Below are 16946 nucleotides of genomic sequence, written 5' to 3' on the forward strand. Positions count from 1 at the left end.
CGCGGGGCTCCGGCGGGCCTCGCGTTAACGATTAATCGCTCCCGTTTGGTTGTCATTTCTCAAGGTCGTGCCGCACATGCTCAGGATTCATTTCAGCGACAACCGTCAGGCGCCTATCTGGTTGGTTGACGAGCGTTTCACCATCGGCCAGGACAGCCGCAACAACCTGGTTTTGAGCGACGCCGACATCAGCCCTTTCCATGCGGAAATTCGCCAGGATCACGGCCTTTACTACCTCACCGATTGCGGCACCGCCGCCGGCACGTTCGTTAATGGCGAGCGGGTAGGGGCGCGCTATCAATTGCGCTCCGACGATAAAGTGAAACTCGGCGAGCTGGAGCTGACGCTTATCGATCCGGCCAAAAGCAAACCCAAACCGGTTGCCGCGCCGCGCTGGTTCTTGCAGGTGATTACTGGCGAGCAGCATCAAGGGCACAAATTCCACGTCACCGGCTCAATGACCTTTGGCCGTTCGGTGAAGTGCGAAATGTGCTTTGGCGACCTCGAATTGTCGCGCCGCCACGCTGAGTTTTTCCTGAAAGACGAAGTGCTGGAGATTAAAGACCTCGCCTCGGCCAACGGTGTGTTCGTCAACCATCAGAAAGTGGCGATGGCCGTGCTGCAACCCGGCGATCAGGTGCGCATGGGCTCGGTCACGCTGTTGGTGATCGGACCGAAAGTGGAAGTGGCGCAATCGGATGACGAAGACGCGACGCTGTTTATGCCAGCGCTAAACGTGCCCAAGCCCACGGTGATTCGCCCGAGCGTGCAGACGGCGACGGTCAATCCGCTGAAAGTGGCAACCGCCAACGCCGCCAGTGCGCAGCAGGAAGCGGTGGTTGAAGCGCGGCCGGTGAACAAAGTGTTAATCGCCGTGCTGGCCTTCGCCCTGGCTATCGGCGCTGCGTTCGCGATCAAAACCTTGCTGTAAGCACGCCGCTGCATCAAAAGCCCGAGCGTAAAAGCTCGGGCTTTTTGCGTTTGATAGGCCGGGTGTTGGGCATAACTCGCTGATAGCCAAACCTTTTCAGCAATATCATTCTCATCGATGATAGCTATCTCGAGCGTTCACTTTTTAAACAACTGGCGATCCGTAAGATTGGCTCCGTACTCACTTACACACCCAATCTTCTGGAGCAACCACCATGAAATCTCAAGCATTCGCCGCACTGTTTATCGCTAGCCTGTTCACCGTTCCAGCTGCTCAAGCCGCTGCTGTTGCAAGCCCTGCAGTCGTGCAAACCGTTCTGGCCGAAAGCGGCGCCGACCGCCGTGTCGCCGACGAAGGCGGCTACATGGTGATTGACCGCGTAGCCGAAGGCGGCGCAGAACGTACCAACCGTGTGGCTGAAGGTGGTGCAGAGCGTACTTACCGTGTAGCTGAAGGCGGCGCTGAACGTAGCAACCGCGTAGCTGAAGGCGGTGCAGAGCGCACCAACACCGTTGCTGAAGGTGGTGCTGAACGTACTAACCGCGTAGCTGAAGGTGGCGCCGAACGCACCAACACCGTTGCCGAAGGTGGTGCCGACCGCACTAACACAGTCGCCGAAGGTGGTGCAGACCGTACTAACACCGTTGCCGAAAATGGCGCTGAACGCACCAACCGTGTAGCCGAAGGCGGTGCTGACCGTACCAACACCGTTGCCGAAGGCGGCGCTGAACGTACCAACCGTGTAGCTGAAGGCGGTGCTGATCGTCTGCAGGCTCATACCCTGGCCTAACGACGGCCAGGTTTTACCCCCTTCAAAGCCCGGCACTGGCCGGGCTTTTTGTTGCCTGCGATTTAGGCCGACCGTCACGCCACTGCGTCTTCTTGCATCGCGATCAGCTCCCAAATGTGCCCGTCCAGATCTTCAAATGAATGCTGGTACATAAAGCCGTAATCCTTCGGGTCGCCAAGCGTGCGTCCGCCGGCGGCCAGGGCTTTGCTCACCAAGTCGTCGACCTTTTCGCGGTCGGCCACGGCTATGCAGGTCAGCACTTCACTGTGGGTATGGGCGTTGCAGATGGCCTTGGGCGTAAAGCCCTGAAACTTCTCCTCGGTGAGCAACATGGCGTAAATGTGCTCGCCGAGAATCATGCAGGTGGCGGTGTCGTCGGTGTATTGCGGGTTGAAGGTGAAACCCAGGTGGGTGAAGAAGGCGATGGCGTTTGGCAGGTTCTTAACCGCAAGGTTGATAAAGATGTCGCGGACCATAGGGGTTCTCCTGAAAGGGCGCTTCGCTGGAGCCAGCGATTGCGCCCTGGTCGACTGCCGGGGCGACGCATCGACCGGGCGTCACCGTGTAGGTCCATTTCCGCGCGGTTAAAGAAGGGTAGTAGAAGACAGGCGTTCAGCATGGTCGTGATGGCTGTGACCGTTCTTGCAGGTGCCGTTCTGGCAATCACCGCTGCAGGTTTTTTGCAGGTGGCGCTCGGCGCGAATTTCCGGTAAGTCGCGGCGGCCCATGTACACGTGAAGTGCGGGCGAGAGGTTGAGGCGGTCGTCGATATTCTGGTTGAACAGCAGTTGCAGACATTCGCGGCTGAGGGTCATCACGTCGCCGTCGACTTGTACCCAGACGAACTCGGCAGTGGGCGTGATGCTGCTTTCGACGACGTCCAGGCCGAAGGAATCTTCGCTGAAACGCACGATGTGCTGGCCGGTTTTGCTGTTGAAACCGACGAAGCCTTTCAGCTCGTCTGCGGCGGCGCAAATGGTGGCGGCGGTGGTGGTTGATGGGGTGGTGTTCATGCTCGACCTCGTGGCAAAAGAAGCGCGGTGGCGCGGGTCGCACGGTTATACGGCGGCCTTTACGGGGCGACGTTGCCTTGGGTCAAGCGCAGCTCAATGCGAACGCATTGCATCTTCGTGGGTGCCAGCGAACCGTTGCGGTCGCTTTATCGGGACGCAGAGCAGATACAAAAACGCCCTCGGTGCGCAGCGGCACCAAGGGCGTTAGGGGGCGGATCAGTCCTGGCGGCTGGTCACTTCCAGCAAGTGGTAGCCGAACTGGGTTTTCACCGGGCCTTGCACCACGTTGACCGGAGCGCTGAATACCACGGTGTCGAATTCTTTAACCATCTGGCCTGGGCCGAACGAGCCGAGGTTGCCGCCGTCACGGCTGGATGGGCAGGACGAGTTGTCTTTGGCCACCTGGGCGAAATCGGCGCCGCCTTCGATAGCAGCTTTCAGTTCATTGCACTTGGCTTCGGTGGAAACCAGGATGTGGCGGGCGGTGGCTTTAGGCATGGCAGGAACTCCTCTGAGAAAGGCCACGAGCCTACCGGATTTGCCGTCGTATTCAAGGCTGGCGCGCACGCTTTACCCGCGCTGCAACCGCTCCACTGCCAACGGAGCATTCATTCGTTGCGCCAGATCCAGCGCGCTCAGCCCGCCTTGTTCGCGGGCGTCGCGGTTGGCACCGTGGGCGAGCAGCACGTCAATTGCAGCGGTTTGGTTGAACATCGCCGCCATCATCAGCGCGGTTTTGCCGTCTGGTGTCGCGCCTTCTACATCTGCCCCATTAGCCAACAACAACTCCAGCATCGGCACATTGCCTTTGAACACGGCGCCGGCCAGCGGGGTTTGACCATTGTTGTTGCGCAGGTCCGCGTCGGCGCCGCGTTCGAGCAGCATGGCCACCGTCTGCACGTGGCCGTGGTAGCTGGCGAGCATTACCAGGCTATCGCCTTTGTGGTTGCGCAGGTCTGGCGGCAAACCTTGGCCGAGCAGCGCTTGCAAATCCTCGGTGGCACCGGCGCGGGCGGCATCAAATACGCGCTCCGCGAAGGCCAGGGTTTCGTCATCAAGCGAGGCGGTATCGGTCATGGTGCGGCTCCGTGCAGAAGTAGGAATGCGCGAAGCATAGAGGGCGTGCCGCAGCGAAGCTTATTGAGAAAGTTGATGGCTGCGATGGCTTTGCCCGCGCCTTAAGCCGGTAGCAAGCCGGCCTGTTGATAGCCCGCTACCAATTCGTCGTACAACGCGATGTCGGAACGGCTTCTGGCCACCAGCTGCGCACCGGCAATGGCCGCGTAGATCGACCGAGCGCGCTGGTCGCTGTGTTCGGCACCGACCACTTCGGCCGCCGTCAGGGTTTTGCTCAGCCAGGCGATATTCACATCGGCAAAGGTTTGCACCTGGGCTTTGACCGGCTCTGGCAAGTCGTCGTATTCGGCCGCCATGTAACTGCACATGCACAGGCGATTTTCGTTCTCTAGCGAGCGGCGAAAAATACTCGGGTACTGGCGCAGGCTTTCCAGTGGATCGGCCGTTTGCTCGAGTAAGTCTTCGAGCACGGCGACGGTGTCTTGCCAGTAACGCTCGGCCACCGCCGCGCCCAAATCGGCTTTGGTGGGGAAGTGGTAGTGGATGCTCGCGCTCTTGATGCCGACGGTGGCGGCCAAATCGCGGAAATTTAAACCGCTATAGCCATGGGCCTGCGCAGCTAATCTGGCGGCGTCGAGAATGGCTTCCCGGGCGTTTGCGCTCACGGCGTTTCCCCTCGGTAAATAGGTGATGGTCGATGGGAAATGGTAGCCGGATCAGCTTTACCTGCCAACTGATAGATAGAGGTTGACGGCCTGAAATTTCGAGCTTAAGGTTTGTCTACCAATTGATAGGTAGGAGATCGCAGCATGACCGCTTTGAAAATTTACGACTGGCCCACCGGCCCTTATCCCGCACGCGTTCGCATTGCTCTGGCAGAGAAAAACCTGCAAGCGCAGGTGCGCTTTGAATCCGTGGATTTATGGAAAGGCATGCACAAAAAGCCCGAGTTCCTGGCCAAGAACTTTTCCGGGACGTTGCCGGTATTGGAACTTGAAGACGGCACGTTGATAGCCGAATGCACGGCCATCACTCAGTACCTTGATGCGCTCGACGGCGCGCCAAGCCTGACAGGCCGCACCCCTAAGGAAATGGGCGTGATTCATATGATGAGCAAGCGCGCCGAGTTGGAGCTGCTCGACGCCATTAGCGTGTATTTCCACCACGCCACGCCCGGTCTCGGGCCGGAGGTTGAGCTGTATCAGAACGAGGAGTGGGGCCTGCGCCAGCGTGACAAAGCGCTTTGCGGCATGCGCTATTTCGATCAGGTGCTGCGTGGTCAGCCCTTTGTGGCCGGGGAGCAGTTCAGCATGGCCGACATCACGGTGATTGGCGGGTTGATATTTGCCGGTCTGCTCGAACTGGAAATTCCGCACGAGCTGGATGCCCTTCGCGGCTGGTGGGCGCAGATGCAGGAGCGGCCCAGCGTGCGCGACCGCGTGAGCATGTCCGAGCCCGCGTAACCTAACGGCTCGCCTGTGCCGCGCTGATACGCCACAGGCGAGCAATATCCCGAGCGCGCTCACGCAACAGCGTGGGCGCTTGCTTGCAAGCTTCTTCCAAGGTCATCGGCCCGCTGGCGAGCGAGAACGCGGCGTCGATGCCGGCCTCGTACACGTCTGCATAACCGTCCCCCAATGTCCCCGCGACCACAATCACCGGCACATCCAATTGCTTGGCCACCCGCGCTACGCCGAGCGGCGTCTTGCCGCGCAAGGTTTGAGCGTCGAAACGACCCTCGCCAGTAACCACTAGATCGGCGCCGTGCATTTTTTCCGCGAGCCCCGTCAGCTCCGCTACCACTTCAACGCCCGGCCGGAAGGTGGCGTTAAGAAAAGCCTTGGCGGCGAAACCAATGCCACCGGCCGCGCCGGCACCCGGTTCGTCACGACGGTCGGTGCCCAAAGCCACGGCTGCGCAATCGGCAAAGTGGGCGAGGGCGGCATCCAATTGCTCGATCTGCTCGGCGCTGGCGCCTTTCTGTTTGCCAAAGGTGAACGAAGCACCGTGGGGGCCGCAGAGCGGGTTGTCGACGTCGGCCGCTACTTCGACGTGCACTTCTGCCAGGCGCGCATCGAGCCCTTGGATGTCCAGAATGCTTAACACCGACAACGGCAAGCCGCCTGGGCCGATTGGGTGGCCGCCGGCATCCAGCAGCTTTACCCCGAGCGCTTGCAACATGCCGGCGCCGCCGTCGTTGGTGGCGCTGCCGCCGATGGTCAGAATGATTGTGCGGGCGCCGGCATCCAGCGCCGCGAGCACCAGTTCACCCGTGCCGCGCGTGGAACTGAAGCGCGCATCGCGCAGCTCCACCGGCACCAGCTGCAACCCGCTGGCTTCAGCCATTTCAATGATCGCGGTGCGTGATTGCGCCAGCCAACCCCAGCGTGCGTTCACCTGTTGCCCCAGCGGGCCGCTTACCCGCGTGGTGCGCGCTTCGCCTTGCAACGCGGCAAGAATGGCGTCCACCGTGCCTTCGCCGCCGTCCGCCATTGGGCATTCCACCAACTCGGCTTGCGGCCACACGTCCTGGAACCCGCGCGCTAACGCCGAGGCGGCGTGAGCGGCGCTCAGGCTGTCTTTGAACGAGTCGGGGGCGATGACGATTTTCATAACGGGCTCCGGCAGGTGAGGGCGTTCATGCTTGCACGCTTTATCGGCGCCGCGCTTTGGCCGGTGCTACAAGGCAGCGCGACGTGGTTTGTGCAGGCACACAAAAAGTCAGCCGCTGCTGGGCATTAGTTGCACGGCCAAGTACAGCTCCACCAGGTCGTCCAGGCGGGTGAGGTCTTTGCCTGTCAGCTCGGTGATGCGCTCCATGCGATAACGCAGGCTGTTGCGATGAATGCCCAGCGCGTCGGCACACGCCTGCGGCTGACCGTTGTGTTCGCACCAACTGCGTAGCGTGCGCAAGAGCTGGCCGTTGCCATCGCGGGCGACGATGTTGTGCAGCGGCACCAACAGTTCGCTCAGCGTGTCTTCGGCGCGGTGGGTCCAGAGCAACGTTGGCAGGCGGCAACGGGTCAGCGAAAGTAATTGCCGATACGGTTTCACCGCCTGCCCGTACGCCAGCAGTTCGGCGATGCGGTGGCAGCAACGGCGCAAGGCATGCACGTCGCTGCAAGGCATGCCCGAGGCCATGCGTTGCAGCGTCCAGCCTTGGCTTTTCAGACGCTCGGCAAACCGTGTGGGCTCGATGCCGACCGGGCAGCACCACAGCACCGTGTGCGGCGCCGGCGCGCTGCACCAACTGTCGGCGTATTGGCTGCGCAGCCAATCGGCGAGTTCGGTCGAGCTTTGTCCGTCGGCAATTTCGATCAGGTGCGGCGTGCGGCTCAGATGGGGTTTAAGGCCAAGCTGGTGGGCTTCGTCGATCAGCCGTTGCGAGCCGCCCGTTTCGCCCAGCATCACCGCCAACAAATCATCGCAGCGGGTTTTGCGCCATTGCTGTTCGGCCTGGATGCGGCTTTGGTCGACGAGCATTTCGGCCGTCATGCGCACCAGTTCGGCGTAAGTGCGCAGCGCCTGTGGATCGCCAGAAATACCGAGTACGCCGATCAGTTGCTCGTCGTGCATGAGCGGTAAATTGATGCCCGGTTGCACGCCTTTGAGCGTGCGCGCGGCTTGCTCGTCCAGCTCGACAATGCGGTGGTTGGCCAACACCAACTGCGCGCCTTCGTGCCGAGTATTGATACGGTTCGGCTCGCCGCTGGCCAGAATCAGCCCTTGGCTGTCCATCACGTTGACGTTGTGAGGAAGAATGGCCATCGCCCGGTCAACGATGTTCTGCGCCAATTGATGAGTGAGTTCGAACATGCCGCTGGCCCCGAGAAAAACAGTTGGGCAACCATACAACAACTGCTCCGGTCGAATTGTTCTGGGTGCCAAAGGCTGCGAGGTGAACCGGCTGGTTTCCCTAAAAACTCGAGAAAAGTCGCCAACGTTTTGTGCGCGCACACAGAAAATCGTCGGCAAATGGGTGCAAAGCCCCAAAGCCCTGTTACGCCCAAATCACTAAGCTCGAGACGCCCCTAGCACCGGCGACCAGCAGAGTTTGCATACAACAACAAAGCACAGAGGAATGATCCCATGCCTACCCCCTCGATTCGCGATGTGGGCGACGTTGAAGGCGATCACGTCTACCGTCGCGTCACGCTGCACCTGATTCCCTTCCTGTTTATTTGCTACCTGTTCAACTACCTCGACCGCGTCAACGTGGGCTTTGCCAAACTGCAAATGCTCGACGCCCTGAGCTTCAGCGAAACCGTGTACGGGTTTGGCGCTGGCATCTTCTTTATTGGCTATGTGCTGTGCGGTTTGCCCAGCAACCTGGCGCTGAGCCGCTTCGGGCCACGGCGCTGGATTGGCCTGATGATGATCACCTGGGGCGTGTTCTCCACCTGCCTGCTGTTCGTCACCACGCCCATCGAGTTCTACGTGCTGCGTTTTCTCACCGGCATGGCCGAGGCGGGCTTTTTCCCTGGCATCGTGCTGTACCTCTCGCGCTGGTACCCGAACCAGCGCCGTGGGCGAATCATGGCGCTGTTTATGTCGGCGATTCCGGTATCCGGTTTGCTCGGCGGGCCGTTCTCCGGCTGGATTCTCAATCACTTCGCGGCGGGCCAGGGCGGCTTGGCTGGCTGGCAGTGGATGTTCCTGATTCAAGGCGTACCCACCGTGCTGCTCGGCGCCTTGGCGTTTGTGCTGCTGTGCGACAACGCCGAAAGCGCGCGCTGGCTGTCGCCCGAACAACGCGCCCGCGTGGCGGCAGACATCGCGTTCGACGACCGCAGCCGTCCTGTGCAAGCCAATGTTTCCGCGTTGTCGGTGCTGACAATGCCCTTCGTGTGGGTGCTGGGCTTTGTCTACTTCTGCATCCAAAGCGGCGTGTACGCGATCAACTTCTGGCTGCCCTCAATCATCAAAACCCTGGGCTTCAGCGATGCGCTGGTGATCGGCTGGATCAGCGCGTTGCCGTACCTGATGGCGGGCATTTTCATGCTGCTGGTCGGCCGCTCGGCAGACCTGCGCAACGAGCGGCGTTGGCACTTGGTGATACCGATGTGGATGGGCGCCATCGGCCTGGTGATTGCCGCCAATTTCGCCGCAGTGCCGGTCATCGCCATTCTGGGCCTGACCATCGCCACCATGGGCGCGCTGACCGGGCTGCCGATGTTCTGGCCGCTGCCCACGGCGTTCCTGAGCGCCAGCGTGGCGGTAGCCGCTCTGGCATTGATCAACTCGATTGGCCAGATGGCGGGCTTTCTCAGTCCGTATATCGTCGGCTGGATCAAAGACCAGACCGGCTCCACCGATGCGGCGCTCTACAGCCTGGCGGCGTTGACGGTGGTGGGCAGCGTGGTTGCCTTGCGTGTTAGCCGGCCGGCGAAAGGCCCGCCCGCGACGGCGTAAGCGGCCAGAAACAACAGCGGGCGATGCAATGTCGCTCGCTAGAAGAGGCGGCAAACATTTGCTCGTTTCGTTTATTGCGTTTTTCGTTTGTTTCGAATAGCCTCCTCTTCGTGTTGTAAATCCAGCGATTCGGAGGCTTTGCCATGACCCACGCCGATGTGAAAAGCACGCTGCCGCCAGCCGAGCGTGAAGTTGCCGCAGCCGTGCAAGGGCAGCGCACGCTCGCGGCTTATCTCGAAACCGGCCACGAGACCCAGCGCATCGAAATTTTCGACAAAGACGACAACGCCCACACGGTGGAATTGCCCACCTCGGCGCTGCGTTTGCTGGTCGATATTCTCGGTGAGCTCGCGTCGGGGAATGCCGTGAGAGTGGTGCCCATCCACGCCGAGCTGACCACCCAGGAAGCGGCTGACATGCTCAATGTGTCGCGCCCGCACCTGGTGAAGATGCTAGAGAATGGCGAGCTCAAGTTCACCAAAACCGGACGTCACCGCCGGGTGTTGTTCGCCGATCTCATGGCTTACAAAACCAAGCGTGACCAACTCAGTGCCGCCGCAATGGATGCGTTGGCCCAACAGGCGCAGGAGCTGCGTATGGGATATGAATGAGATGCTCGCCGTTTACCGCAGTGTTTGATGCCAACGTGTTGTACCCAGCCCCATTAAGGGACTTGCTAATGTGGCTGGGGTTGTCCGGCTTGTTCCGCGCGCGCTGGACTGAGCAGATTCATGAAGAATGGAAGCGCAATCTATTGAAAGACCGTTCGGATATCTCACCTGAACAAGTAAACCGAACCTCGCAATTAATGGACGCCGCCATTCCCGATGCGGTGGTGCGTGGTTATCAACGCTTATGTGCGGGTCTGCAACTACCCGACCCCGACGACCGCCACGTGCTGGCAGCTGCCATCCGTTGCAACGCCGACGTGGTGGTGACCTTCAACCTGAAGGATTTCCCCGCCCATGCGCTCGCGGCCTATGACATCGAAGCCGTGCACCCGGACGAATTTATTGCTGACCTCGCCGACCTCGATCAAGCGGCCGTGCTCGGTGCTGCGCAACAGCATTTTCGCTCCCTGAAAAACCCACCGTTCACAGTGCAGGCCTATTTCGATTTACTGCTGCGCCAGGGCCTCACTCAAACGGTCAAACGCCTGGTGCGCTTTCAGATGCTCTTCTAGCGACACGGCCGGTTAGGCAAACACAAAATACTTGCGCACCGTTTCCACCACTTCCCACGTGCCTTTCATGCCCGGCTCCACCACGAAAATGTCGCCGGCTTTGAGGTGGATCGGCGCCATGCCGTCGGGCGTGATCACGCAGTAGCCTTCCTGGAAATGGCAGTACTCCCACTTCACGTACTCGACACGCCATTTGCCCGGTGTGCAGATCCACGTGCCCATGATTTTGCTGCCGTCATCGGAGGTGTATGCGTTGAGATTCACCGTATGCGGATCGCCCTCGATGCGCTCCCATTTGCAGGCATCCACAACGGGCATCGGTTGGGTTTCGCGCAATACAGTAATCGGTGGGTTGGCCACGGTTAGCTCCAGCGGTAGGGAAGAAGGCCCCACCATAGAGCGCAACGTGCCGGGGAAATTGTCTGGGCGAGACATGCAGGTGTCTGTTCACGCTGTGGCGCAGTGCCCTGGTTGCGAAACCACCGCCAAGCAAAAAATCCTAAGCGGGGACTGCTCGCCGCCGCCAATAAATGGTAAATGGTGCGGCTGTTTTTCTGTCAGGTTGGAAGCCCGATGCCCACACTGCCGCCGCTTAGCGCCCGCGAGGTGTATCAACTGCTCAAAGACGTCGCCCTCGGCGTGCGGTCTATAAGTCGTGGCGGCGGGCCGGCTTGGCGTGAGTTGGAATTCGGCGCGTTCACTGTGAATGTGGAAAGCTGGCAGCTTACCGTTTTCAACGAAAGCGGCAGTTTGGACCATTGCGTAGGCTGCACCGCACCCGATGGCCGAACCGTCAACGAAGACACTTGGGCCCGCTACGGCACCGACCCGATTCATTTGCTCAGCCGTTGGGAACGCGAACAACTAGAGCGCCAGCTGCGCGAATGTTGAGCGAACGGCGACGCTACCGTCGGGCGGAACTGGCTCACGACCGTCACAGAGCAGCCTCTATATTGAAAGGCGACACCAGGTTTTTCACGCAACATTCCGGCACGTACGACCGGTAAGCAAGGAGCATGGGAATGACCGAAACCATTCGGGTATTTGTGGGCTGCGATCCAAACGACTGCGACCTCGAGCAAATGATGGTGCTGGATTACAGCATCCGTAAACACTGCTCGCAGCCGGTGGATATCCATTGGATGCAACTGTCACGCGACCCGCAGAGCTTTTGGTTTTCCGACCCGCAAGCGCAGCAGGGCTGGCGCACCGAAGCCTGGACCACGCCATTTTCCGGCTTCCGTTGGGGCATTCCGGCGTTCTGCGAGTACCAAGGCAAAGCCATTTACATGGACACCGACGTCATCGTGCTCTGCGACCTGGCGGAAATCTGGAACACGCCGTTCGAGCCCGGCAAAGTGGTCATGGCCAAGGGCGGCGAGCAGTCGTGGCGCTTCTGTGTATCGATGTGGGACTGCGCGGGTGCGCGTGACCATCTGCCGCCAATCGATGAACTACGCAGCAAGCCGGAAATCCATCAGCAACTGAAGAAGTACTACAAGAAAAACCCGCAAGTGATTCAGCCGTTCGACACGCAATACAACAACATCGACGGCGAGAACTCGCCCATCGACCAGATCAAGATTCTTCATTATTCAGACATGGGCACTCAGTTTTCCCATGCGCTGTCTTTCGAACGGTTGCAGCGCGAAGGCGGTACGCATTGGTTCGACGGAACCGTGATGCCGCATCCACGTGCAGACTTGCAAGTGCTGTTTGATCGTTACTACCAGCAGGCGCTGGAGGCCGGTTACAACCTGGACGCCTACCGCATGGCCAAGGTGTTCGGGCCATTTCCCAAGTACTCGCAGAAAACGTACACGGGCAACAAGGTCACGCGGCCCAAGCATTGGTGGCAGCGCTTGGGCTTGTTCAAACCGCAGGCCGCCCACTCGAGGAAGTGATGAAAAAGCAGGGCGGTCAGCGTTGTTGTTCCCGCCCCTGACCGCCCAACAATCCGCTCAAATTGCCGTGACCGTGCCCTTGCTCGCGGTTTACCGCTGCGCCTCGGCGCAGCCACAAGCGCTCGTGAAAATAGAACGCCACTGTGTTGCAAGCCGGCTCGATCAGGGCGATCAATCCGCCGGTCAATACGCTTCCGGTTAGTAGGTACGCCACTGTGAACGCGATGCTGAAATGCAGCACCGCGAACGACAGGGTTTTTGCCAGCGGCGCTTGAGTGTCGCGCGGTGCGCAACAGCCGTGCTGGAAAATGGATTTCATCGTTTGGCTTCCAGCCCTGGTGCTTCAGAGCGGTCCAGGAACGCCTGAGTCAGCTCGTCCAAATGCTCTCTGAGCCAATCGGCCATGGCGATTTCCTGCGGCAGAATCTTCTCGCAGGCCTGTTGCACTTCCTTCGCACCGGCCGCTTTAGCGGCGGCGATGAGCACGGTGTACGTGGCAATTTCCAGGTTCTCGAATACATAGCCCGACATCGCGCCCTTGATCACCTCATCGCTCATGGCCATGCCGCCCACGGCTTGCCCGAACGCCATCAACTTGCCGCCGATGTCTTTTAGCGTCGACGCTTCGCCGCCCAGGCTTTTCAGCGCCTCTTCGAGCAGCTGTTTTTGGCCTCGGGTTTCTTCGATGTGTTTTTCGATGCGGGTGCGCAGTTTGGGGTAATTCTCCAGGCGCGACGCTTGTGCGGTCAGCATCTGTTCGGCTTGTTGTTCCATGGCGTGAGCGTCGCGCAGCCAGTCCAAAAGATTTTCCAGTTTTGTCGCCATTTTCCACTCTCCTGAAGTGATCCGGTTTAGGTCAGTCCTTACTTGGGAGCGTGGCATTTTCGCGTCGGTTCAAATTCTTTATGCAGTCTCGTAAAAACGCTGAACAAGCGAAGCGGCGGGGCTTTGCGAGGTTTTACAAGCGAGCCGGAAAGTGAAAAAAACTGCCTGAACCTTCTTCGCGCCACTCCCCTCATTTACGTCATGGGCAATGAAAACGTCCCATGCCAAGGAGCAATGGAAATGGACTGAACACGTTAACCGTGAGAGGAAAAATCACCATGTTCGTACACAACAAGCGGCTGCAATATACGGTGCGCGTCGGCGCGCCGAACCCAGGTTTGGCCAACCTGCTGCTGGAACAATTTGGGGGGCCGCAAGGCGAGCTGGCAGCCGCAATGCGTTACTTCACGCAAGGCTTGGCTGAAGACGATGCAGGGCGCAAAGACTTGCTGCTCGACATCGCCACCGAAGAGCTCAGCCACCTCGAAATCATCGGCTCTATCGTCGGCATGCTGAACAAAGGCGCCAAGGGCGATCTGGCCGAAGGCATCGAACAGGAAGCCGAGTTGTATCGCTCGCTAACAGGCGGCGGCAACGACTCGCACATCACCTCGCTGCTGTACGGCGGTGGCCCGGCGCTGACCAACTCGGCCGGCGTGCCGTGGACCGCTGCGTACATCGACACCATCGGCGAACCCACCGCAGATTTCCGTTCCAACATCGCCGCCGAAGCACGGGCGAAGATTGTTTACGAACGGCTGATCAACGTCACCGATGATCCCGGCATTAAAGATGCGCTGGGCTTTTTGATGACGCGCGAGCTGGCGCACCAGAAGTCATTCGAAAAAGCCCTGCACAGCATTCAGCCCAACTTCCCGCAAGGGAAACTGCCGGGCGTGCCCGAGTACGTCAGCGTTTACTACAACCTGTCGCAAGGCGAAGGCGACCAGCGCGGTTCGTGGAACCAGGGCGATGAGTGGGAATTCGTCGAGTCGCCGGCACCGGCCGTTGATGGCGGCGATGGCATGGCCACGGTGGATCTGCCTACCAAGCAGCTCACCACGGTTGAGCAGATGGCGTTGCGCACGGCATCAGACCCATCGGCCGACCCGCTCACCGGCGCCGATCTGGGCATGGGCGCGGCCTACAAAAAAGACAGTTGAGTGTGTCGAGGCCCACGGTTGACGTGGGCCTTTTTTTTGCGCGCTGCATGGCTGACGACGCCTGCATTTCGCGCGTGCCAACGCCAAACCAAACGGGCGATGGATGGCGTGTTCGATCAGTTGAACCCTCGAACATCGGTCAATCCATTTTTCGAATGGCCATTTTTTAAGCGAAACGGCGGTGCCAGAGCGTTGCGCACACGCATGGACCGCGGCACGGAGATGGAAACTATGAGCTGGGCAGGACCCTCACAGCAGCCAATTGGCAAATCGCATCACCCGCATATCGCGACCGAACCGGTCGTGGTTTTCGACCCACTCATACCCACGCTGTTGTGCCTTTCGCACTTGCGCTGGAGCTTCGTCTACCAGCGTCCGCAGCACCTTATGTCGCGGTTCGCCCGCGAGTACAACGTGCTGTTTTTTGAAGAGCCGGTACCCACCGATGAAGTCTCGCCGTGGCTCGAAGTGCGGCCAGACGAGGAGGGCGTGCAAGTGCTGGTGCCACGCCTGCCGGCCGGGCTCGACGAGCAGCGCACCCACACCGCGCTGCGTTATCTGCTCGACGACTACCTCGGCAAGCTGGGCGTCGAAGACCTGCTGGTCTGGTACTACACGCCAATGAGCCTGGCCTTTGCCGACCACCTCAAAGCCAACGTGGTGGTCTACGACTGCATGGATGAGCTCTCGGCGTTTCGTGGTGCGCCGCCCGAACTGGTCGAGCGCGAACAGCAATTGCTCGAACGTGCGGACGTGGTATTCACCGGCGGCTTCAGCATCTGGAAAGCCAAACACACCTTGCACCCGAACGTGCATGCCTTTCCCAGCAGCGTCGATGTGGCGCATTTCGCCGCCGCGCGCAAATTCCAGAACAACCCGCCAGACCAGGCCGGCCTGGGCGCGCCACGCCTCGGTTTCTACGGCGTGATCGACGAGCGTTTCGATATCGACCTGCTCGACCAAATCGCCGCGCTGCGCCCCGAATGGCAGTTCGTGATGATCGGCCCCGTGGTGAAAATCGACCCGGCAACCCTGCCCAAGCGCGACAACATTCATTACCTGGGCGGCAAAACCTACGACGAACTGCCGGGCTATCTCGCCGGCTGGAACGTCGCCCTGATGCCGTTCGCTATGAACGAATCCACCCGGTTTATCAGCCCGACCAAAACCCCCGAGTACCTGGCCGGCGGCTGCCCCGTGGTGTCTACGCCGATTGCCGATGTGGTTAGCGGTTACGGCGACAGCGGCGTAGTGCTGATTGCCGCCACGGCCGAGGAGTTTGTCGCGGCCTGTGAGAAGGCGCTGGAACTGGGCGCCGACCGCGAGACGTTTTTAACCGATGCCGACCGTGTGCTCGGCGACATGTCTTGGGATCACACCCAGGCGTCCATGCAGGAGATGATCAAATGCCTTCGTTGATTCCCGAGAGCTTTCTGGCCCCACCCAGCAATGATGACGCCACCGAGCCGCGCCGCCACGGTTTTGATTACCTGATAGTGGGTGCCGGTTTTGCCGGCAGCGTGCTCGCCGAACGCCTGGCCGCAGGCCTGGGCAAACGCGTGCTGGTGGTGGACCGCCGCCCGCACATCGGCGGCAACGCCTACGACCACTACGACGAAGCGGGCGTGCTGGTGCACCGCTACGGCCCGCATATTTTCCACACCAACTCGCAGCGCATCGTCGACTACCTGTCGCGCTTCACTCAGTGGCGCCCCTACGAGCACCGCGTGCTGGCGGCGGTGGACGGCCAGCAAGTGCCCATTCCCATCAACCGCACCACGCTGAATGCCTTGTATGGCCTGAGCCTGGAAACCGATGAACAAGCGGCCGAGTACCTGGCCGGCCGCGCCGAGCGTGTCGAAGACATTCGCACCAGCGAAGACGTGGTGATCAACCAGATCGGCCGCGAGCTATACGAAAAATTCTTCCGCGGCTACACCCGCAAGCAGTGGGGGCTGGACCCTTCGCAGCTGGATAAATCAGTGACTGCGCGCATCCCCACGCGCACCAACACCGACGACCGCTACTTCGGCGACACCTTCCAGCAAATGCCGCTGCACGGGTACACGCGCATGTTCGAGCGCATGCTCAATCACCCGAACATCAAGGTCATGCTCAACACCGACTACCGCGAAGTGCGTGACGAGGTGGAATACGATCACCTGATTTTCTGCGGCCCCATCGACGAATATTTCGACTTCCGCTTCGGCAAACTGCCGTATCGCTCGCTGACCTTTGAACACAAAACCCTCGACCAGGAATGCTTCCAGGCGGTGGGCACCGTCAACTACCCGGCCGAAGATGTGCTGTACACGCGCATCAGCGAATACAAACACCTGACCGGCCAACAGCACGCGAAAACCAGCATCACCTACGAATACCCGTCCGCCGACGGCGATCCTTACTACCCTATCCCGTGTCAGAAAAACACCGAGCTGTACAAGCGCTACCAACGCTTGGCGGCCGAGACACCGGGCGTGACCTTTGTGGGTCGGCTCGGCACCTACAAGTACTACAACATGGACCAGGTGGTGGGGCAGGCATTGGCGTTGTATCAGCGGATCGAGGAAGCCCATCGCGAGGCGGCCGCCCATGCGCGCGCTGAGCAGAGCGAACCGCTGGCCCAGCAGGTGCGATGAGGACGGACG

General features: G+C 60.1%; 20 protein-coding genes and 1 pseudogene. 11 read left to right on the forward strand and 10 right to left on the reverse strand.

Features of this window, described 5'->3' with window-relative positions:
* Positions 1–76 precede the first annotated feature (76 nt).
* A complete protein-coding gene (locus ACZZ0Q_RS07025) occupies positions 77–931 on the forward strand; it encodes an FHA domain-containing protein (RefSeq protein WP_463539604.1) in 855 nt (284 codons plus the stop codon).
* 214 nt (positions 932–1145) lie between these two features.
* Positions 1146–1721, forward strand: coding sequence for a phage infection protein (locus tag ACZZ0Q_RS07030; RefSeq protein ID WP_463539603.1), 576 nt, complete (start codon positions 1146–1148; stop codon positions 1719–1721).
* Positions 1722–1795: 74 nt separating this feature from the next.
* Here ACZZ0Q_RS07030 and ACZZ0Q_RS07035 read toward each other — a convergent pair whose 3' ends face one another.
* The 5 genes and pseudogenes from ACZZ0Q_RS07035 to ACZZ0Q_RS07055 all read right to left on the reverse strand — a co-directional run bounded on the left by ACZZ0Q_RS07035 (position 1796) and on the right by ACZZ0Q_RS07055 (position 4476).
* Positions 1796–2197 (reverse strand): VOC family protein, encoded by a 402-nt coding sequence (locus tag ACZZ0Q_RS07035; RefSeq protein ID WP_463539602.1) that lies wholly within the window; start codon positions 2195–2197, stop codon positions 1796–1798.
* A gap of 207 nt (positions 2198–2404) precedes the next feature.
* Positions 2405–2734: pseudogene (locus ACZZ0Q_RS07040) on the reverse strand (DUF2025 family protein); the annotation flags it as partial.
* Positions 2735–2950: 216 nt separating this feature from the next.
* Positions 2951–3232 (reverse strand): peptidylprolyl isomerase, encoded by a 282-nt coding sequence (locus ACZZ0Q_RS07045; RefSeq protein ID WP_108097253.1) that lies wholly within the window; start codon positions 3230–3232, stop codon positions 2951–2953.
* A gap of 72 nt (positions 3233–3304) precedes the next feature.
* Positions 3305–3811, reverse strand: a complete 507-nt coding sequence (locus tag ACZZ0Q_RS07050; RefSeq protein ID WP_463539601.1) for an ankyrin repeat domain-containing protein — start codon at positions 3809–3811, stop codon at positions 3305–3307.
* A 101-nt stretch (positions 3812–3912) separates the two neighbouring features.
* Positions 3913–4476: a TetR/AcrR family transcriptional regulator gene (locus ACZZ0Q_RS07055; RefSeq protein ID WP_463539600.1), complete on the reverse strand. Its 564-nt coding sequence runs from the start codon at positions 4474–4476 to the stop codon at positions 3913–3915.
* 144 nt (positions 4477–4620) lie between these two features.
* On the opposite strand from ACZZ0Q_RS07055, the gene ACZZ0Q_RS07060 reads away from it, so the two are divergent.
* On the forward strand, positions 4621–5274 hold the full coding sequence (locus ACZZ0Q_RS07060; protein WP_463539599.1) for a glutathione S-transferase: 654 nt from the start codon (positions 4621–4623) through the stop codon (positions 5272–5274).
* Between the two features lies 1 nt (position 5275).
* Here ACZZ0Q_RS07060 and ACZZ0Q_RS07065 read toward each other — a convergent pair whose 3' ends face one another.
* Both ACZZ0Q_RS07065 and ACZZ0Q_RS07070 read right to left on the reverse strand, forming a co-directional pair.
* Positions 5276–6424, reverse strand: a complete 1149-nt coding sequence (locus tag ACZZ0Q_RS07065; protein WP_463539598.1) for a glycerate kinase — start codon at positions 6422–6424, stop codon at positions 5276–5278.
* Positions 6425–6532: 108 nt separating this feature from the next.
* The gene (locus ACZZ0Q_RS07070) at positions 6533–7627 is read right to left on the reverse strand and encodes a sugar diacid recognition domain-containing protein (RefSeq protein WP_463539597.1); all 1095 of its coding nucleotides are present in this window, start codon (positions 7625–7627) and stop codon (positions 6533–6535) included.
* 273 nt (positions 7628–7900) lie between these two features.
* Between ACZZ0Q_RS07070 and ACZZ0Q_RS07075 the strand changes: the two genes are divergently transcribed.
* From ACZZ0Q_RS07075 to ACZZ0Q_RS07085, 3 genes are all read left to right on the forward strand, one after another.
* A complete protein-coding gene (locus tag ACZZ0Q_RS07075; protein ID WP_463539596.1) occupies positions 7901–9223 on the forward strand; it encodes an MFS transporter in 1323 nt (440 codons plus the stop codon).
* 143 nt (positions 9224–9366) lie between these two features.
* Positions 9367–9834, forward strand: coding sequence for a helix-turn-helix domain-containing protein (locus ACZZ0Q_RS07080; RefSeq protein ID WP_463539595.1), 468 nt, complete (start codon positions 9367–9369; stop codon positions 9832–9834).
* Entirely contained in the window at positions 9831–10406 is a 576-nt protein-coding gene (locus ACZZ0Q_RS07085) for a PIN domain-containing protein (protein ID WP_463539594.1), read from the forward strand. The genes ACZZ0Q_RS07080 and ACZZ0Q_RS07085 overlap by 4 nt, the downstream gene beginning before the upstream one ends.
* A gap of 12 nt (positions 10407–10418) precedes the next feature.
* Here ACZZ0Q_RS07085 and ACZZ0Q_RS07090 read toward each other — a convergent pair whose 3' ends face one another.
* Positions 10419–10802, reverse strand: a complete 384-nt coding sequence (locus tag ACZZ0Q_RS07090) for a cupin domain-containing protein (protein ID WP_463542219.1) — start codon at positions 10800–10802, stop codon at positions 10419–10421.
* Between the two features lie 177 nt (positions 10803–10979).
* Between ACZZ0Q_RS07090 and ACZZ0Q_RS07095 the strand changes: the two genes are divergently transcribed.
* Together ACZZ0Q_RS07095 and ACZZ0Q_RS07100 are read left to right on the forward strand one after the other, a co-directional pair.
* Positions 10980–11297 carry a DUF7693 family protein gene (locus ACZZ0Q_RS07095; RefSeq protein ID WP_463539593.1) on the forward strand — a complete coding sequence of 106 codons (318 nt, stop codon included), beginning with the start codon at positions 10980–10982 and terminating at the stop codon, positions 11295–11297.
* A gap of 131 nt (positions 11298–11428) precedes the next feature.
* A complete protein-coding gene (locus ACZZ0Q_RS07100) occupies positions 11429–12310 on the forward strand; it encodes a glycosyltransferase (protein ID WP_463539592.1) in 882 nt (293 codons plus the stop codon).
* A 16-nt stretch (positions 12311–12326) separates the two neighbouring features.
* Here ACZZ0Q_RS07100 and ACZZ0Q_RS07105 read toward each other — a convergent pair whose 3' ends face one another.
* Together ACZZ0Q_RS07105 and ACZZ0Q_RS07110 are read right to left on the reverse strand one after the other, a co-directional pair.
* Complete coding sequence (locus ACZZ0Q_RS07105) at positions 12327–12629, reverse strand: DUF2061 domain-containing protein (RefSeq protein ID WP_463539591.1); 303 nt, start codon at positions 12627–12629, stop codon at positions 12327–12329.
* Positions 12626–13135 carry a DUF892 family protein gene (locus ACZZ0Q_RS07110; RefSeq protein ID WP_122493740.1) on the reverse strand — a complete coding sequence of 170 codons (510 nt, stop codon included), beginning with the start codon at positions 13133–13135 and terminating at the stop codon, positions 12626–12628. Before ACZZ0Q_RS07110 ends, ACZZ0Q_RS07105 begins: the two co-directional genes overlap by 4 nt.
* 278 nt (positions 13136–13413) lie before the next feature.
* Here ACZZ0Q_RS07110 and ACZZ0Q_RS07115 point away from each other — a divergent pair, with 278 nt between their 5' ends.
* The 3 genes from ACZZ0Q_RS07115 (at position 13414) to glf (ending at position 16937) form a co-directional block, all read left to right on the forward strand.
* Positions 13414–14298 (forward strand): manganese catalase family protein, encoded by an 885-nt coding sequence (locus ACZZ0Q_RS07115; RefSeq protein WP_463539590.1) that lies wholly within the window; start codon positions 13414–13416, stop codon positions 14296–14298.
* 231 nt (positions 14299–14529) lie between these two features.
* Positions 14530–15717, forward strand: coding sequence for a glycosyltransferase family 1 protein (locus tag ACZZ0Q_RS07120; RefSeq protein WP_463539589.1), 1188 nt, complete (start codon positions 14530–14532; stop codon positions 15715–15717).
* A complete protein-coding gene (gene glf / locus ACZZ0Q_RS07125) occupies positions 15705–16937 on the forward strand; it encodes a UDP-galactopyranose mutase (RefSeq protein WP_463539588.1) in 1233 nt (410 codons plus the stop codon). Before ACZZ0Q_RS07120 ends, glf begins: the two co-directional genes overlap by 13 nt.
* Positions 16938–16946: the final 9 nt, after the last annotated feature.

The organism is Pseudomonas sp. AC070 (assembly GCF_979258635.1).

Excerpts from the sequence above, each read along its gene's own strand:
- ACZZ0Q_RS07025 (WP_463539604.1), top strand. The coding sequence starts at position 77 with ATGCTCAGGATTCATTTCAGCGACAACCGTCAGGCGCCTATCTGGTTG.
- ACZZ0Q_RS07030 (WP_463539603.1), top strand. The coding sequence starts at position 1,146 with ATGAAATCTCAAGCATTCGCCGCACTGTTTATCGCTAGCCTGTTCACC.
- ACZZ0Q_RS07035 (WP_463539602.1), bottom strand. The coding sequence starts at position 2,197 with ATGGTCCGCGACATCTTTATCAACCTTGCGGTTAAGAACCTGCCAAAC.
- ACZZ0Q_RS07045 (WP_108097253.1), bottom strand. The coding sequence starts at position 3,232 with ATGCCTAAAGCCACCGCCCGCCACATCCTGGTTTCCACCGAAGCCAAG.
- ACZZ0Q_RS07050 (WP_463539601.1), bottom strand. The coding sequence starts at position 3,811 with ATGACCGATACCGCCTCGCTTGATGACGAAACCCTGGCCTTCGCGGAG.
- ACZZ0Q_RS07060 (WP_463539599.1), top strand. The coding sequence starts at position 4,621 with ATGACCGCTTTGAAAATTTACGACTGGCCCACCGGCCCTTATCCCGCA.
- ACZZ0Q_RS07065 (WP_463539598.1), bottom strand. The coding sequence starts at position 6,424 with ATGAAAATCGTCATCGCCCCCGACTCGTTCAAAGACAGCCTGAGCGCC.
- ACZZ0Q_RS07070 (WP_463539597.1), bottom strand. The coding sequence starts at position 7,627 with ATGTTCGAACTCACTCATCAATTGGCGCAGAACATCGTTGACCGGGCG.
- ACZZ0Q_RS07075 (WP_463539596.1), top strand. The coding sequence starts at position 7,901 with ATGCCTACCCCCTCGATTCGCGATGTGGGCGACGTTGAAGGCGATCAC.
- ACZZ0Q_RS07080 (WP_463539595.1), top strand. The coding sequence starts at position 9,367 with ATGACCCACGCCGATGTGAAAAGCACGCTGCCGCCAGCCGAGCGTGAA.
- ACZZ0Q_RS07085 (WP_463539594.1), top strand. The coding sequence starts at position 9,831 with ATGAGATGCTCGCCGTTTACCGCAGTGTTTGATGCCAACGTGTTGTAC.
- ACZZ0Q_RS07090 (WP_463542219.1), bottom strand. The coding sequence starts at position 10,802 with ATGGTGGGGCCTTCTTCCCTACCGCTGGAGCTAACCGTGGCCAACCCA.
- ACZZ0Q_RS07095 (WP_463539593.1), top strand. The coding sequence starts at position 10,980 with ATGCCCACACTGCCGCCGCTTAGCGCCCGCGAGGTGTATCAACTGCTC.
- ACZZ0Q_RS07100 (WP_463539592.1), top strand. The coding sequence starts at position 11,429 with ATGACCGAAACCATTCGGGTATTTGTGGGCTGCGATCCAAACGACTGC.
- ACZZ0Q_RS07105 (WP_463539591.1), bottom strand. The coding sequence starts at position 12,629 with ATGAAATCCATTTTCCAGCACGGCTGTTGCGCACCGCGCGACACTCAA.
- ACZZ0Q_RS07110 (WP_122493740.1), bottom strand. The coding sequence starts at position 13,135 with ATGGCGACAAAACTGGAAAATCTTTTGGACTGGCTGCGCGACGCTCAC.
- ACZZ0Q_RS07115 (WP_463539590.1), top strand. The coding sequence starts at position 13,414 with ATGTTCGTACACAACAAGCGGCTGCAATATACGGTGCGCGTCGGCGCG.
- ACZZ0Q_RS07120 (WP_463539589.1), top strand. The coding sequence starts at position 14,530 with ATGAGCTGGGCAGGACCCTCACAGCAGCCAATTGGCAAATCGCATCAC.
- glf (WP_463539588.1), top strand. The coding sequence starts at position 15,705 with ATGCCTTCGTTGATTCCCGAGAGCTTTCTGGCCCCACCCAGCAATGAT.